Below are 15,080 nucleotides of genomic sequence, written 5' to 3' on the forward strand. Positions count from 1 at the left end.
AAGCCCACCACGAAAGGAATCCATTGTGGACAGAAAGACCCGCCGGCGACGGCGCGGCCTGCTCGGCGCCGGGGCCCTCGCCTCGGTCGCCACGCTGGCCGTCGTCACCGGCTCCGCGGCGACCACCGCGGAAGCCCAGCCGCTGAACCTGTTCCCCGCGCACTGGATCCCGACGTCGACGCCGATCAAGCACGTCGTCGTCATCTTCGGCGAGAACATCTCGTTCGACCACTACTTCGGCACCTACCCGGACGCGGCCAACACCGACGGCACGCCGTTCACCGCCGCGCACGGCACCCCGAAGGTCAACGGCCTGGACCACAAGCTGCTGACCGACAACCCCAACGCCTACAACCCGAAGCGGCTCACGCCCCAGCAGGCGATGACCTGCGACCAGAACCACAACTACGGCGCCGAGCAGGCCGCGTTCAACGGCGGCAAGATGGACAAGTTCGTCGAGAAGACCGAGACGGACAAGTGCACCGGCCAGCCGATCCTGTTCGGCGAGCCGGGCCTGGTCATGGACTACTACGACGGCAACACCGTGACCGGCATGTGGAACTACGCCCAGCACTACGCGCTGAACGACAACTCGTTCAACACGGTGTTCGGCCCGTCCAGCCCGGGCGCGATCGACCTGATCTCGGGCAACACCCACGGCGTCCAGGCCGTCGACCCGGTCACGCACGAGCCGGTCGACGACGCCTACGCCGTGCAGTCGCCGGACGCGAACGGCGTCGGCACGATGATCAACGACCCCGACCCGGCGTGGGACGACTGCTCGGGCAAGAACCACACGAGCAAGGACAACCTGGCCACCATGCACGGCCGCAACGTCGGTGACCTGCTCAACCAGCGGCGCGTGACCTGGGGCTGGTTCCAGGGCGGCTTCCGTCCGACCGGTTCGGCCAACGGGTACGCGGTCTGCGGCCAGACCCACACGAACGTCGGCGGCAACGCGGTCGTCGACTACAGCCCGCACCACGAGCCGTTCCAGTACTACCGGTCGACGGCGAACCCGAAGCACCTCCCGCCGTCGTCGGTGCGGGCGATCGGCCAGACCGACCGCGCGAACCACCAGTACGACATTTCCGACTTCAACGACGCGCTGCAGGCCGGCTCGATGCCCGCGGTGAGCTTCCTGAAGGCGCCGGAGTACCAGGACGGCCACGCGGGGTACTCGGACCCGCTGGACGAGCAGCAGTTCGTGGTCGGCGAGATCAACAAGATCCAGCAGTCCCCGGACTGGAAGTCGACGGCGATCGTGCTGGCGTACGACGACTCGGACGGCTGGTACGACCACCAGAAGTCGCCGATCATCAACGGCTCGCACGACGCTTCGCAGGACCAGGCGGTCTGCACGGCCAAGCCGACGACGCTGGGCACGTACGCCGACCGCTGCGGCTACGGCCCGCGGCTGCCGCTGCTGGTGGTTTCGCCGTTCAGCAAGGTGAACCACGTCGACCACACGCTGACCGACCAGACCTCGGTGCTGAAGTTCATCGAGGACAACTGGTTCACCGGCCGGATCGGCGACTCCTCGTTCGACACGCACGCCAATTCGCTCAACGGGATGTTCGACTTCTGGTGGCCGAAGGCCCGGAAGGTCACCCTCGACCCGAAGACCGGAGCGGTCGTCCACAGCTGACGGCCCCACTGGCGCTCCCCGCCCTCGGTTCAGGGGGCGGGGAGCGCAGTGAATGACTCATTCCTGACGTCGGACGCAAGGAATGAGTCATTCACTGCATCCGGGAGGGGGAGGGCGGGGGGAGGGGTCAGGGCTTGACGGGGTCCAGGTCCCAGGTCAGCGTCACCACGGTCCCCCGCTCACCCGAGGTGATGTCCGCGCGGTCGGCGCTCGCCCGCAGCAGCAGCAACCCGCGGCCGCGCAAGGAAACCGGCTGGGTGTCCGGGATCGGCAGCCGCCACTGGCCGTGGTCGGTGATCATCACCTCGAGCCGGTCGGGGTGCGCCGCCGCGTCGACGTCGACCACGCCGGGCTCCCCGCCGTCGTAGGCGTGGTCGGCCACGTTCGCCAGCGCCTCGTAGCTGGCCAGCACGATGTCGCCCGCCCGCGCCTCGTCGACCCCCGCCCCCAGCACCCACGCCATCAGGTCGTGCCGCAGGCGGCGGAGGGCGCCGGCGGCCGCGGGCACGCCGTGGCGGCGGAACGGTTCCGGCATCCGCGCCCGCCTCACTGGAGTGCTTCGTCGACGGTCGGGTGGACACCGATCCACGTGTCGAGCCCGGTCGTCTTCAGCGGGCCGGACGTCACCGGGGAATCGCTCACCACGCACAACGCGCGCTCGGCCAGCTTGCGGTGGGCCGCGGCGAGCACCTGCAGCCCCGCCGAGCAGAAGAACGTCACCTCGCGCAGATCGACCACCAGCTTCTCCGGCCCGCGGGCCAGCACCACGTCGACGACTTCCCCGAACTCCGGCGCGCTGACCAGGTCTATCTCGCCCGCGACGGCCAGCACCGCGGCCCGGCCCCGCCAGTCGAGCGTCACCGCCAGCTCGGTGGCCGGCAGATCCGGCATCGAAGGGGTCACGGCGTCCCATGGTGCCCGACTCCCCGCCAATCGGCTACCGGTGCGGGAGTTGCACGACGGTGACCCAGAAGTCGTCGATCTTCCGGACCACCTCGACGAACTTCTCGAAGTCGACCGGCTTCGTGACGTAGGCGTTGGCGTGCAGTTCGTAGCTGCGCAGGATGTCCTCCTCCGCTTCGGACGTGGTCAGCACGACCACCGGGATCGTGCGCAGGCCGGGGTCCTGCTTGATCTCGCCGAGCAGTTCCCGGCCGTCCTTGCGGGGCAGGTTGAGGTCGAGCAGGATCAGCCCCGGCCGCGGTGCCGCGCCGAACGGCCCTTCGCGCTTCAGGAACCGCAGCGCTTCGACGCCGTCCTCCGCGACGTGCAGCGGGTTGCGGATCTTGTGGTGCGCGAACGCTTCCCGGGTCATCAGCACGTCACCGGGGTCGTCCTCGACGAGCAGGATGTCGATCGGAACCGGCGCCGGTGTCATGCGAGCACCCCGTCCTGGTGAGCCGGAGCTTCGAGTGCCGGGTCTTCGCCGGCCGGCAGGGTGAAGCGGAACGTGGTGTCCACGGCCTCGGTGTCGAGCCAGATCCGGCCGCCGTGGTACTCGACGATCCGGCGGCACAGGGCCAGCCCGATCCCGGTGCCCGGGTACGCCGACCGCGTGTGCAGCCGCTGGAACAGCGCGAACACCCGCTCGGCGTACTCCGCGTCGATGCCGATCCCGTTGTCCACCACGGAGAACACCCACTCGTCGCCGTCGCGCTCGGCGGTGACCCGGACTTCCGGCGGTGACTCGCCCTTGAACTTCAGCGCGTTGCCGATGAGGTTCTGGAACACCGCCGTCATCAGGGCCGGCTCGACGCGCACCTCGGGCAGGTCGCCGCGGGAGACCTTGCCGCCGCTGAGCGAGAGGGCGACCTCCAGGTTCGCGATCGCGTCGTCGGCCAGCGCACCCGCGTCGGCGACGACGTGCTCGCCCGGCTTCCGGCCGACCCGGGAGAACGCCAGCAGGTCGTTGATCAGGATCTGCATCCGCTTCGCGCCGTCGACGGCGTACTCGATGTACTGCTCGCCGCGCTCGTCGAGCAGGCCCTGGTACCGCCGCTGGAGCAGCTGGCAGAAGCTGGCCACCTTCCGCAGCGGCTCCTGCAGGTCGTGCGAAGCGACGTAGGCGAACTGCTCCAGGTCGGCGTTGGACCGCTCCAGCTCGCGCGTGCGCCGGTCGAGCATGACGTTGGACCGCTCCGCCTCCTGCGTGCGCCGGTCCAGCTCCTGGGTGCGCCGGTCCAGCAGGGCGTGCGCCTGCTCGAGCTCGGCGACCTCGTCGAGGATGCGCTGCCGCATCGCTTCGACGTCGGCGCCGAGCTGGGCGATCTCGCGCGGCCCGCTCCCGTGCACCGGGCTGTGGACGTCCGCGTCGGCGACCCGGCGGACCTCGCCGGCCAGCCGCAGGATCGGCCGGGTGACGACCTGCCGCAGGCCGAAGAACAGCATCGCGAACAACAGCAGGACCAGCGCCGCGACGACCACGAACATCGCGTTCAGGAAGCGCCCCGCGGCGTCCAGCTCGGCGCGGCCGGCGTCGCGCATCCCGGTCAGGTGGTCGAGCTGGGCGTCGAGCGCCCTGCGCACGTCGACGAACAGCGTCCGGCCGCGCTCGACCTGGTCCGCGGTGACCGGTGGCGCGTCGGGGGCGATGGTCGGCGCGGCCGCGGCCTGCCAGGTGCGGGCGGCCCGCAGCACGGCTTCGAGGTCGTCGCCGATCCGGGTGCCCGGCGCCGCGCCGAGCTGCCGCAGCTGGGTGACCGCGTCGGCCTGCGACCGGATCCCGTCGGTGTAGGGCACCAGGAACGCCGGCTGACGGCCGAGCTGGTAGCCGCGGACCCCGCTCTCCTGGTTCAGCAGCGCGGTGGACAGCTGGATCGCGGCCAGGCGCTGGGGCGCGATCACGTCGAGCAGCCGGGTGCGGGCCCCGGTGAGACTGTGCAGCGCGATCCCGCCGGCGACCAGCGCGGCCACCAGCAGCACGGCCTCGACGGCGGCGAGCAGCGCCAGCCGGCGGCGGATCGGCCAGCCGCGTGCGTCAACGCTCATGGGCCTCGGCTTCCGGGTCGTGGCTGAGCAGGGCGAGGGCGACGTCGTCGTCGAGCGGGCCGGCGTTGAGCCGTTCGGCGCGGGCGATCAGCTCGTCGAGCAGTTCCCGGTGGTGCATCCCGGTCTCGTGCTTGATGTCGAGCACCAGTGCGGCCATCCGCTCGTGACCCAGCCGTTCGGATCCGGCGCCGACGCGGCCCTCGAACACGCCGTCGGTGTACAGCAGCAGCGACCACCCCGGCTCCAGCGGCACTTCCAGCGAGTCCCACTTGGCGCCCTCGACGACGCCGAGCGGGACGCCGAGGCGCTCGCCGGAGAGCAGGTGCCCGTCGCCGGGGGTGAGCAGCAGCGGCGGCAGGTGCCCGGCCAGCGACAGGCGCAGGGATCTTCGGTCCGGCGCGACGACGACCATGCAGACGGTGGCGAACAGCGGCTCGATCCGCTCGTGCACCAGGACCCGCTCGACCATGCTCAGCACGTCGGGCATCGGCAGGCCGGCCATCACGAGCGAGCGCCACGCGATCCGCAGCGCGACGCCGAGCGCGGCTTCGTCCGGGCCGTGGCCGCAGACGTCGCCGATCATCATGTGGACCGTGCCGTCGTCGAGCTCGATCGCGTCGTAGAAGTCGCCGCCGAGCAGGGAGCCGTTGCGGCCGGGCCGGTAGCGGGCGGCGAGGTCGAGGTGGGGGTCGCGCAGCAGCGGGCTGGGCAGCAGGCCGCGTTCGAGCCGCGCGTTCTCCCGCGCGAGCAGCTGCTGCTGGAGGAACTGCTGCTCGACCTGCTCGGCGCGCTTGCGTTCGCGGGCGAAGCGCAGCGCTTTCACCAGCAGCGGGCCGTCGACCTGGTCCTTGACGAGGTAGTCCTGCGCGCCGGCGGCGACCGCGGCGACGCCGGTGGCCTGGTCGTGCTGCCCGGTCAGGACGACCACCGCGACCCCCGGCGCGTGCTGCCCGAGCTTGGTCAGCCCGCTCAGCCCCATCGCATCGGGCAGCTGCAGGTCGAGCACGACGCAGTCGGCGGTGAGCGGGCCGTCGAGCGCGGCGGTGAGCGTTTGGACGCGTTCCAGCGCGTACGGCACGGACGTGTCCGCCAGCATCTCCTCGACCAGCAGCGCGTCGCCGTCGTCGTCCTCGATCAGGAGCACCCGCAGGCGCGTGCGGGGATCCCACGATGAGTCGAGCGCGGCGGTCACCGGCGTCTCCCGTTCGGCTGCTCTTGAGCCAGCAATCCAGACGATCAACCCTAGCGGCACCGGTGACGGCCGCCTACAGCGGTGGAACCGGTCCCATCGGGGTAGCGTTTTATAGCACCCCGATGTGACACCGGGTCGATAACGGTTCGGCAGACGCTCAGAACAAGGGGCGGCCGCTGTTCTTGGCGCTGACGTACGCCTGCCAGTCGCGAGTCACCTGGTCGGCGTAGCTCGTCGCGAAGGCGCGCGTCTCGGCCTGCAGCCCGGAGACGCTCGTGATGGCGCCGTCGATCGCCGCGTCCGCCGAGTACGCGAGTCCGGTACCGGGGATGTCCTGGTCGGCGCGGGAGTGCGCGGCGGCCAGCAGGCGTCCGACGTCGCGGACGGTGTCGTCCCAGCTCGCCGACGTCGTCAGGTCGCCGATCTTCAGGTCCTCGGCGAACGGGGACTTCTCCTTGACCAGCACCGGCGTGCTCCCGACGCTCGCCCAGCCCGCCAGCGGGTCCGACTCGTTCGCCAGCCAGCGCAGGGCCAGGGCCGGGCGCTGCCCGCCGGTGAGGGTCGTGGCGTTCGGCGCGAGCGGCTTCGGCGCCGGGTCGACCTCCTGCTTGAGCTCGAGGATCCGGTCGTCGGACGCCGAGGTCGTGTCGCCCTCGACGAGCACGTACCAGCGGAAGCGGCCCAGGCTGCCGGTGCCCGCGCCGGTCCGGCGCCGGACGTCCTTGACCACGGCCTCGGCCGCGGACAGCGGCTCGCCCGCGGTGGTCCGGTACGCCGCGATCGCGGCGACGAGCTGGCTGCGCGTGGCCGCCGGAACGGTCTGGAGCTGCGGGTCGTCCTTGAAGTGGCCACCGGTGGTCCACTTCGTGAGCAGGTCGGCCCGCTTGTCCGCGGCCGCATCGTCGATGAGCGAGGCGATGAGGTCGGAGGTGTTGCCCGACGTCAGCCGCCAGCTCGCTTCGTCGCCGGTGCCGTGGAACTTCGCGATCCACTGGGCGTACTCGGCGACGAAGGTGTCGACGTCGGTGGCGATCTTGCTCGCGCTGCGGCCGTCGGCCCGCCCGGCGAGCACGATCGACACGGCTTCGCGGCGCAGTTCCCACGTCCACGACCCGCGCCAGGCGTCGTCGGTGTCGGTGAGCGCGAACTGCTCTTCGTTGCCGGCCCCGCGGTCGGCGCCGGTGTTCTCCAGGTGCGCGTCGCCGGTCAGCCACACGTCGCCGCCCGCGGTGGCGTAGGCGGACGCCGGCAGTTCGCCCAGGTCGCGGTAGTAGAGCGGCGAAGTGCCCCGGAAGAACGTCCACGCGTTCGACGCCAGCGCCTGCGTCCGCAGCGTCAGCTCGTCGTCGGTCGCGCCGGCGTCGAGGACGTGCAGCGCGTGGTCCCGGTCGTGGATCACCGCCACCGGGTCCCGGCTCAGGCCGGCCGCCTCCCCGGGCGCGGCGGTGGCGATGAGCGTGACAACGACCAGGGTCCCCACAGTGGTTCGACGCATTCCCCCAGGTATACCGGCGGGAGGTGAGCAGCGGTCAGCGTGCGGACAACGTCAGGGCGAACGTGTTCCCGCCGCCCTGCACCAGCGCACTCAGGTACGCGGTGAACGCGCCGCAGCCGGTCAGCGGCGGGATCGCGTAGGTCCCGGTGACCGGACCGCCCGTGGCCAGGGCGAAGCCGGTGCCGGTCCGCAGGTCGACCGGGATGGACGCGCTCGCCCGGCAGCCCGCGTCGGCGACCGGCAGCCCGAAGAGCGTCACCTGCGGCAAGGCCAGCGCGAAGGCCGCGTGCGCGACGAAGCCGCCGTCGCCGAGTTCGCCGGTCTGCGGGCCGTCCGGGGTGAACCGCAGGTCCGCGCGGCCGGGGACGAACCCGAACGCCTTGAAGTCCGCGCTGGTCTTGTCGAACGCCGTGGTGAACTCCGGGCCGGCCGTGAGGGATCCGGTGAGCGGCGCGGTCGCGCCCAGTGCCTTCACCGCCGTCGACCCCGCCACGGCGTAGCGGTGCCGGGTCTGCGTGCTGCCGAGGTCGAAGCTCAGCAGCACCGGGTCCTGGCCGGCGTCGAGCGTGCAGTCCGACGTGAACGAGCCCAGCCCGGTGTACGAGCCGTCGGCCTTCTTCGGCGTCAGCCGGGTGCTGAAGCCGCCGATCGTGAGGGCCGTCTTCCCCGCGTTCGGCAGCCGAACCGGCGGGACCGAGCCGGACGCCTTCGTGGTGAACGCCCCCGAAGGCGGCAGCGCGGTCTTCGCCACCGTCAGCGGGAGGCTCAGCGGCAGCGTCAGCGGGCCGTTGGTCAGCGTCACCCCTGCGGACGCCGTCCCTTCGATGCTCGCCGCGCCGACCAGGGCCAGGCCGCGGGCCGGCTTGTCCGGCACGGTCACCGACACCGCGAGGTCCGCCGTCGTGAACGTCCCGCCCGGCGCGGAGGGCACGTCGAACGACGCGGTGATCTCCACGTCCAGCTTCTGCAGCCCGATCAACGGGAACGGGCAGGTGTAGCTCAGCTTCTTGGTGACCGGCGTCGACGCCTGGGCGGGCGCGGCGACGGCGAACGCGAGCAGGCAGGCGAGTCCCGCCGCGAGCAACGACCGGGCTTTCCGCAACGGGCTCTCCCATCCGGAGGGGCATGGCACCGGCCCCCGCCGCGGCACAGTCGGCGCGCAGCGGGGGCCGGTAGTCGGGGTCACTTCTTGGTGAGCACCAGGTTCAGCGAGTTGCCGTCGCTCTTGGCGAACGCGCTGACGATGTCGTTGAACGGACCGCAGTTCTGCAGCGCGGACAGCGAGTAGGTGCCCGCCAGCTTGCCGCCCTTGAGCAGGTCGAAGTCGGGACCGGTGGTCATCTCACTGGTCGAGGAGCTGACCGTGCCGCACTTCGGGTCGGTGCTGATCGGGATGCCGAACAGGTTGACCGTGGTGAGGAACGTGTCGAACTTGATGTGCGCCTTGAAGCCGGTGCCCACGAGCTCACCGGTCTGCGGGCCGTTCTGCACGACCTTGACGTCCGAGCTGCCCTGGAGGAAGCCGAACAGCTTGAAGTCGGTGTGCGTCGGGTTCAGCTGCAGGCTCCCGGTGAACGTCTTGGCCGACAGGTTGACGTCGGCGTCGAACGAGCCGGTGATCGGCGCGGTGCTGCCGAGCGACTTCAGCGCGGTCTGGCCGGTGATGCCGAAGGAGTACTTGATGCCCCCGCCCGGCGGCGTGGTCGTGGGCGGGGTCGTCACCGGCGGCGTGGTCGCCGGCGGCGTCGTGACCGGCGGAGTGGTGGCCGGCGGGGTCGTCGTCCCGCCACCGCCGTTGATGGTGATCGTGGCGAGGGTGTTGTTCTGCCCGCTGTCCTGCGTGCAGGGCGCGTCGATCGTGCCGTCCGGCGTGATGCCGGTGACCGAGCCGTCCGCCTTGCGCGGGGTGACCTTGAGGTTGAGGTCGCCCACGGTGATCTTCGCCTGGCCGGCCTGGGTGAACGTCAGCGACGGCGTCTTGCCGGCGGCGTTGATGTTCATCTCACCGGACGCCGGGATGTTCGTCTTGTCCAGCGTGATCGGGACGCTGACCGGCAGGTTGAGGCTCGGCGCGGCGACGGTCGCGCTCGCCGTGGCGGTGCCTTCCAGGGTGGTGGCACCGATCAGGCTCAGGCCGCTGACGGTGTCCGCGTTGATGGTGGACACGGCCTTGATGTCGAACGCGCCGGTCGGCTGCCCGGTGTTCACGGTGGCCGGCAGGTCGGTGTTGATCACCACCTTCAGCGACTGGGAACCCACCAGCGGGAAGGTGCAGTGGTAGTTCAGCGTCAGCGAAATCGGGTCGGCGGCGCTGGCCTGCGCCCCGGCGACGAGCGCGGTGGCGATGAGCCCCACCGCACCCACGGCCGCGGCGGCCGCGATCGTCTTCTTCTTGCCTCTTGGGTGACTCACGATGGTCCTTCCGTGTATCAACAGTGATACGAAACGGCGGCGCATTCTTTGAAAGACACAGCCTTCAATCGCGTCCGAACCGTAAGCTAACGAGCGCCGATGGCACCGATCAAGGCCTTTCGGCAAAAAGGTCACAGCGGCACCGCAAATTGTCACCCCGGCACGCCACGCCGCCGGGGTTCCTAGCAGGGCCGGGAAGGTTTCCCCAGCACAGCACCACCTTCGAACCGCTGACACGCGTAACAAATCCAGGCACCGGAATGTTGACGCACGTGCCAACCGGCCATTCCGTTCTTGCTCGCGCGTGAGCGTGGCGCGTAGCTTCGAAACCCATGAAAAGAATGCACAGCGCGGTGCTCGTGATGTCGGCGGCCGCGCTTCTGTCGTGCGCCGCGTGCGCTTCGGACACCCCGCCCGACCCGGGCCGGCACGCCGACCCCGCGGCGCTCGCCTGGGTCGACAAGGTGTGCACCGGCGTGGCCGCGGGCTCGGCGAAGCTCTCGCAGCCGCCGTCCGTCGACGACGCCGACCCGGTGAAGACCCGGGACGCGATGGTGGACTTCCTGGGCCGCTTGGGCTCGGCCCTCGACGACATGGCCGGTGGCCTGCACGGCGCCGGCGTTCCTCCCGTCCCGGATGGACAGTCCGTTGTGGACAAGGCGACCGGCAACCTCACCGAGACGAAGACCAAGCTCGCCGAGACGAAGACCCGGATGGAGCAGGCGCGGGTGACCGACCAGCCCAGCCTGCGCAAGGTCATTTCCGAGGCCGACTCGACCATGGGCCAGCTGGCCGACCCGGAAGGCCCGATCAAGGACCTGAAGGCGAATCCCGAGCTGAACCTGGCCTTCAGCGAGTCCGCGACCTGCAAGCGCGTCTACGGGACCGGCGCGTGACCGCCCGCCGCGTGCTCGCCACGCTGGTGGCGCTGGTCCTCGCCACGGCCTTCGCGCCCGCCGCGGCCGCCGCGCCCGCGCCGGGCCCCTCCGACGACGCCTTCTACGTGCCGCCGTCCCCCTTGCCGGCGGGCAAACCGGGTGACGTCATCCGGTGGCGGCCGTCGCACGCCGGCCCGCGCGCGGCGTCGGCCGACGCGTGGCAGGTCATGTACCTGTCGACGAACGCGCTGGGGCAGCCCGACGCGGTCACCGGCACGGTGCTGGTGCCGAAGAACGCCGACCGCGCGACGGCGCCGATCGTCGCGTTCGCGCCGGGCACGCACGGCCCGGCGTTCGCCTGCACGCCGTCGGCGATGATCGCCATCGGCGCCTTCTACGAGCAGCCCGGCCTCGACGACCTGCTCGACGCGGGGTACGCCGTCGCCGTCCCGGACTACGAGGGCTACCAGCCGGCGCCGAAGACGACCTACGTCGTGGGCCGGTCCGAAGGTCCGGCGGTGATCGACGCGGTCCGCGCGGCCCAGCGGCTCGGCGCGGCCGGCCTGTCGGCGTCGGCGAAGGTCGTCTTCCGCGGGTACTCCCAGGGCGGCGGCGCCGCGGCGTGGGCGGGTGAACTGCAGCCGTCGTACGCGCCGGAACTGAACCTCGTCGGCATCGCGGCCGGCGGTGTGCCGGCCGACCTGGTCCAGGTGACGCTGCAGCTCGACGGCAAGTTCGGCTTCGGCGTGTTCGCCTACGCGCTGCTCGGCCTCGACCAGGCCTACCCCGAGTTGCAGCTGGACTCGTTCCTCACCGACAACGGCCGCGCGAAGCTGGCCGAGATGAAGCAGAGCGCGTGCACGTTCGAGCTGCTCACGACGTACGCGAACCAGAAGATCGCGGACTACACGACCGGCCCGGGCTACATCAAGCCCGCGTGGGTGGCGCGGCTGACCGAGAACAAGCTCGGCGGGACCCCGCCGCGGGTGCCGGTGTTCCTCTACCACGCGACCGGCGACCAGCTGGTGCAGTTCGCGCAGGCCGACAGCCTGCACAAGACGTACTGCGCGGCCGGGGTCCAGGAGACCTGGAAGACCTACGACACCGACCACATCACGCTGGTCTACACCGGCAACGCCGACGTCCTGGCCTTCGTGAAGGACCGGATCGCCGGGAAGCCGGCCACGGCGAGCTGCTGATCAGCGGTTCCGGCCACCGCGGGGGTGCTGCTGCCACGAGCTGATCACCGAGCTGACGTACTCGCGCCACTGGTCTTCCGGCGACGGCGGCGTCGCCGTGGGCGCCGGCGGCTGAGCCGGTGCGGGCTTGCGGCCGGCCCCGGACGGCGCGCTCGTGGTCTCGGGCGTGGTGTGCCGGACCTGGGCGGTGAGCGGCGGCGCGGCGGCGGAGGCGCTCATCGTCTCCACGGCTTCGCTGGAGGTCGGCGGCGCCACGACCGGGGCGGGGGCGCCGGGCGGCGGCACGGCGGTCCCGCCCACCTGGTGCGGCTGGAGCAGCACGACGGCGACCAGCCCGAGCCCGACGGCGGCGCCCGCGGCGAGGACGAAGGGCTTCGCGCGGCGGGACCGGTCGGCGGGCGGCGCGTCCTGCGAACGGCCGTCTCCGGGTTCGTCGGCCGCGGCCAGCTCGGCGTCGAGCACGGCCAGCGGATCGGGGGCCGGCTCGGGTTCGGAGACCGCCTCTTCGGCGAGCTTCGCGTCGAGTTCACCGCGGATCATCAGCGGCTTCGTCTGCGAAAGGTTCACCAGTTCGGCGACGGAGGGCAGATCGCCCTCACCGCCCGTGCGTGCCATCGAAAGCCTCCACCCTGTCCGGCGTCACCTGGAGGAACCATGCCCGAGCCGCGAGAGCTGCTCCGCTTCGCCGTCGTCGGCCTGGCCGCGTACGGGGTCACCCTACTGGGCGACTACAGCCTGAAGCTCACCGTGTTCCGTGAGAAGCCGGTGACGGCGCTCGCGATCGCCACGGTCGTCTCGACGGCGTTCGCGTACCTGCTGTCCCGCCGCTGGTCGTTCGCGGGCCGCGGCGGGCTCGGCCGGGTGCGCGAGGCGACGCTTTTCGTGGTGGTCAACGCGGGTGCGGTGGCCGTGAACCTCGTGCCGGCGCTGGTGTCGCGGTACGTGCTGCACCTGTCGGTCCCGTACGTGGGTTACCTGACCCAGGAGATCGCGGACTTCGTCGCCGGGATGCTGCTGGGCACGCTGGCGGGCACGGCGTTCCGCTGGTTCGGCTACCGGCGGTGGGTGTTCCCGTCAGCGCCACCAGTTGGCCTCGCCCAGGCCGACGAACCCGAGCTTGTCGTAGAGCGGCCGGCCGGACCGCGAGGCGGTCAGCGTGACGGGCAGGTCCTCGAAGTGCCGTAGCACCGCGTGCATCAGCGCACGCCCGACGCCCTTCGAGCGGTGTTCGGGCCGGGTGGTCACCCAGTAGACGCCGCCGACCCCGCCGTGGGCCATGGTGAGGCAGGCGCCCTGGGTGTCCTTGCGGAAGAACGCGGTGGCCTGCTCGAGGAGCCCGGGCGGGAAGACGGTGCCGGGGCGGTAGGGCTGGTACTCCTCCAGCGGAAAGCCGTGCACGACGAGCTCTTCGGCCGCGGCCAGCCCGGCGGCTGTCCGGACGCGCGCGACCCCTTCGGGTGCGGGGACCGGCCCGGGCTCGCGGGCCATCACCGGCAGCTGCCCGGCGGTCATCCCGGCCGCGCCGAGATCGAGCACGCCGAACGGATCTTCGACGACGACGGCACGCCCGTCCGCCCGCCGGGCCTTGGCGAGCTCGGTCAGCTCTTCGACGGCGTCGTCACCGGGCGTGGCGGTCCGCAGCATGATCCGGAACCGGCGGCCGTCGATCACGGCGAAGGCGGGGTGGTCGGCAACGTGGTCACCGCGCGCGCGGGCGAGGGTGCTCCACAGGGCAATGGCGTTGTCGGAGGCTTGCCGCAGCCGCTCGGTGAGCAATCCGGTCATGCCGGGCAGCCTAGAGCCGTGGCCGGCCTCCCCGGGAGGTCGCGAATGACTCATTGGGGACCTCCGGCGTCCCGAATGAGTCATTCGCGGCACTGGGGGCGTGGAGACTCGGGGCGGGAGACTCGGCGGCGGCGCGCGAGCGGGCTCCTCAGCCGCGGTCCGGCAGCGCCCGCTCCGCCAGCAAGGCCAGCTCCAGCCGCAGCCGCTCGGCCGGATCGTCCAGCTTGTCCCCGAACAACTCGCCCAGCTTCTTGAGGCGCGCCCGGATCGTCTGCGGGTGCAGGTCGAGCAGCCGCCCCAGCTCGGGTGCGCTGCCGCGGGTGCGGACCAGCGCCAGCAACGTCTCCGCCAGCTGCTCGCGACGGCGTCCGGACAACCCCGCCAGCGGTTCCAGCGTCGTCGAGGCCAGCTGGGCGACCAGGAACTCGTCGGCGAGCAGCAGCAACGTCGTCACGTGGTCGCGGCACCAGATCACCGGGCCCGGTGCGTCGAGGAGGCCGCGGGCGGCCAGGTCGACCGCGCGGCGGGCGACCCGGAACGACTCCGGTGCCTCGGCCGGCGGGACCAGCGGGCCGACCGCCGCCGTCCAGCCCGGGGGCAGGGCCGCCAGGCCGATCAGGTCCACGTCCGGGGCCGGGGTGAGGGCCGCCGGCGGGTCGCCGGCCGGGTCGGCCGGGACGTGCTCCGGCAGCAGGTCCGGCGGGAACTCCGGGGCACCCGGCAGCGCGCGGAACGCCACCGCCGCGACCCGTTCGGGCAGCGGCAGCCCGGACGCCGCCGCCAGGCTGTCGGCCTCTTTGCCCGGCTCGGCCGGGAATGGCTCGGCGGCGAAGGTCCGGCCGCCGAGCAGCGCGCGCAGCAGGCGGCGGTGCCGTTCGCCCGTGCCGGACACCGCGGCCTCCGCGGCGCTGTAGCCCTCCGCGACGGCTGCCATCGACGTCTCGACGTCGGCGAACATCCCCTCGGCGGCGCCGTACAGGACGTCACCGGAGAGGCCGGCTTCCCGCGCGATGTCGGCGATCCACCGCCAGGTGACCCGGCTCGACACGCGCACGGCCGCCTGCACGGCTTCGCGGCTGAGACCACTGTGGAACGCGTCGCGCCCGTGGCCGCGGAACCCGGCCAGCCGGTCGGCCTGCCACAGCGCGGGTGTGCCGACGCGGTCGACGTCCCGCTCGATCCCGCGCCGCGCCAGCTCGATCGCGGCCGCGCGGCCGGGGCCGCCGGCGAATCTCCCGGAATATTCCGGAATCTCGGCGGCGATCGCGTCGACGCAGGCGCGGGCGATCTCCGGGATCCGCGGGCGCACCGCGTCGCCGAGCTCGTGCGGCAGCCGGGACCACACGGAACTGTCCGAGGCAGCGGAACCGCGCATGGGGAATTCAGTCCTTCGCTGGAATGGGCGCCCCGAAAAAATACTGACACGGAGCGTAGGACGCCCACCCGTCCGTGTCAAAAGGACTGACCTGCGTCACCCTTTCAG

15 protein-coding genes are annotated in these 15,080 nt (G+C 71.8%); 4 read left to right on the plus strand and 11 right to left on the minus strand.

Features of this window, described 5'->3' with window-relative positions; translation table 11 throughout:
* Positions 1–25 precede the first annotated feature (25 nt).
* A complete protein-coding gene (locus AB0F52_RS31870) occupies positions 26–1,648 on the plus strand; it encodes an alkaline phosphatase family protein (protein WP_360179139.1) in 1,623 nt (540 codons plus the stop codon).
* A 127-nt stretch (positions 1,649–1,775) separates the two neighbouring features.
* Here the strand turns inward: AB0F52_RS31870 and AB0F52_RS31875 are convergent, their stop codons facing one another.
* The 8 genes from AB0F52_RS31875 to AB0F52_RS31910 all read right to left on the minus strand — a co-directional run bounded on the left by AB0F52_RS31875 (position 1,776) and on the right by AB0F52_RS31910 (position 9,735).
* Complete coding sequence (locus tag AB0F52_RS31875) at positions 1,776–2,183, minus strand: ATP-binding protein (protein WP_360179141.1); 408 nt, start codon at positions 2,181–2,183, stop codon at positions 1,776–1,778.
* A gap of 11 nt (positions 2,184–2,194) precedes the next feature.
* The gene (locus tag AB0F52_RS31880) at positions 2,195–2,551 is read right to left on the minus strand and encodes an STAS domain-containing protein (RefSeq protein ID WP_360179143.1); all 357 of its coding nucleotides are present in this window, start codon (positions 2,549–2,551) and stop codon (positions 2,195–2,197) included.
* A 34-nt stretch (positions 2,552–2,585) separates the two neighbouring features.
* Complete coding sequence (locus tag AB0F52_RS31885; protein ID WP_360179145.1) at positions 2,586–3,026, minus strand: response regulator; 441 nt, start codon at positions 3,024–3,026, stop codon at positions 2,586–2,588.
* A complete protein-coding gene (locus AB0F52_RS31890; RefSeq protein ID WP_360179147.1) occupies positions 3,023–4,636 on the minus strand; it encodes an ATP-binding protein in 1,614 nt (537 codons plus the stop codon). The genes AB0F52_RS31885 and AB0F52_RS31890 overlap by 4 nt, the downstream gene beginning before the upstream one ends.
* Positions 4,626–5,828, minus strand: a complete 1,203-nt coding sequence (locus AB0F52_RS31895) for a SpoIIE family protein phosphatase (RefSeq protein ID WP_360179149.1) — start codon at positions 5,826–5,828, stop codon at positions 4,626–4,628. The genes AB0F52_RS31890 and AB0F52_RS31895 overlap by 11 nt, the downstream gene beginning before the upstream one ends.
* Before the next feature lie 157 nt (positions 5,829–5,985).
* Positions 5,986–7,323 carry a DUF2252 family protein gene (locus AB0F52_RS31900; protein WP_360179151.1) on the minus strand — a complete coding sequence of 446 codons (1,338 nt, stop codon included), beginning with the start codon at positions 7,321–7,323 and terminating at the stop codon, positions 5,986–5,988.
* 34 nt (positions 7,324–7,357) lie between these two features.
* Positions 7,358–8,425, minus strand: coding sequence for a DUF6801 domain-containing protein (locus AB0F52_RS31905; RefSeq protein ID WP_360179153.1), 1,068 nt, complete (start codon positions 8,423–8,425; stop codon positions 7,358–7,360).
* A gap of 80 nt (positions 8,426–8,505) precedes the next feature.
* The gene (locus tag AB0F52_RS31910; RefSeq protein ID WP_360179155.1) at positions 8,506–9,735 is read right to left on the minus strand and encodes a DUF6801 domain-containing protein; all 1,230 of its coding nucleotides are present in this window, start codon (positions 9,733–9,735) and stop codon (positions 8,506–8,508) included.
* Positions 9,736–10,067: 332 nt separating this feature from the next.
* Here AB0F52_RS31910 and AB0F52_RS31915 point away from each other — a divergent pair, with 332 nt between their 5' ends.
* Positions 10,068–10,631, plus strand: a complete 564-nt coding sequence (locus AB0F52_RS31915; protein WP_360179157.1) for a hypothetical protein — start codon at positions 10,068–10,070, stop codon at positions 10,629–10,631.
* On the plus strand, positions 10,628–11,812 hold the full coding sequence (locus AB0F52_RS31920) for a lipase family protein (RefSeq protein WP_360179159.1): 1,185 nt from the start codon (positions 10,628–10,630) through the stop codon (positions 11,810–11,812). Before AB0F52_RS31915 ends, AB0F52_RS31920 begins: the two co-directional genes overlap by 4 nt.
* Here the strand turns inward: AB0F52_RS31920 and AB0F52_RS31925 are convergent, their stop codons facing one another.
* Complete coding sequence (locus tag AB0F52_RS31925; RefSeq protein ID WP_360179161.1) at positions 11,813–12,427, minus strand: hypothetical protein; 615 nt, start codon at positions 12,425–12,427, stop codon at positions 11,813–11,815.
* 39 nt (positions 12,428–12,466) lie between these two features.
* On the opposite strand from AB0F52_RS31925, the gene AB0F52_RS31930 reads away from it, so the two are divergent.
* Positions 12,467–12,997 (plus strand): GtrA family protein, encoded by a 531-nt coding sequence (locus tag AB0F52_RS31930; RefSeq protein WP_360179163.1) that lies wholly within the window; start codon positions 12,467–12,469, stop codon positions 12,995–12,997.
* Here AB0F52_RS31930 and AB0F52_RS31935 read toward each other — a convergent pair.
* Together AB0F52_RS31935 and AB0F52_RS31940 are read right to left on the minus strand one after the other, a co-directional pair.
* Complete coding sequence (locus AB0F52_RS31935) at positions 12,887–13,597, minus strand: GNAT family N-acetyltransferase (protein ID WP_360179165.1); 711 nt, start codon at positions 13,595–13,597, stop codon at positions 12,887–12,889. The genes AB0F52_RS31930 and AB0F52_RS31935 overlap by 111 nt on opposite strands.
* A gap of 148 nt (positions 13,598–13,745) precedes the next feature.
* Positions 13,746–14,972 (minus strand): helix-turn-helix domain-containing protein, encoded by a 1,227-nt coding sequence (locus AB0F52_RS31940; protein WP_360179167.1) that lies wholly within the window; start codon positions 14,970–14,972, stop codon positions 13,746–13,748.
* Between the last annotated feature and the right edge of the window lie 108 nt (positions 14,973–15,080).

Origin of the sequence: Amycolatopsis sp. NPDC024027 (assembly GCF_040638975.1) — a bacterium.
Classification (GTDB): domain Bacteria; phylum Actinomycetota; class Actinomycetes; order Mycobacteriales; family Pseudonocardiaceae; genus Amycolatopsis.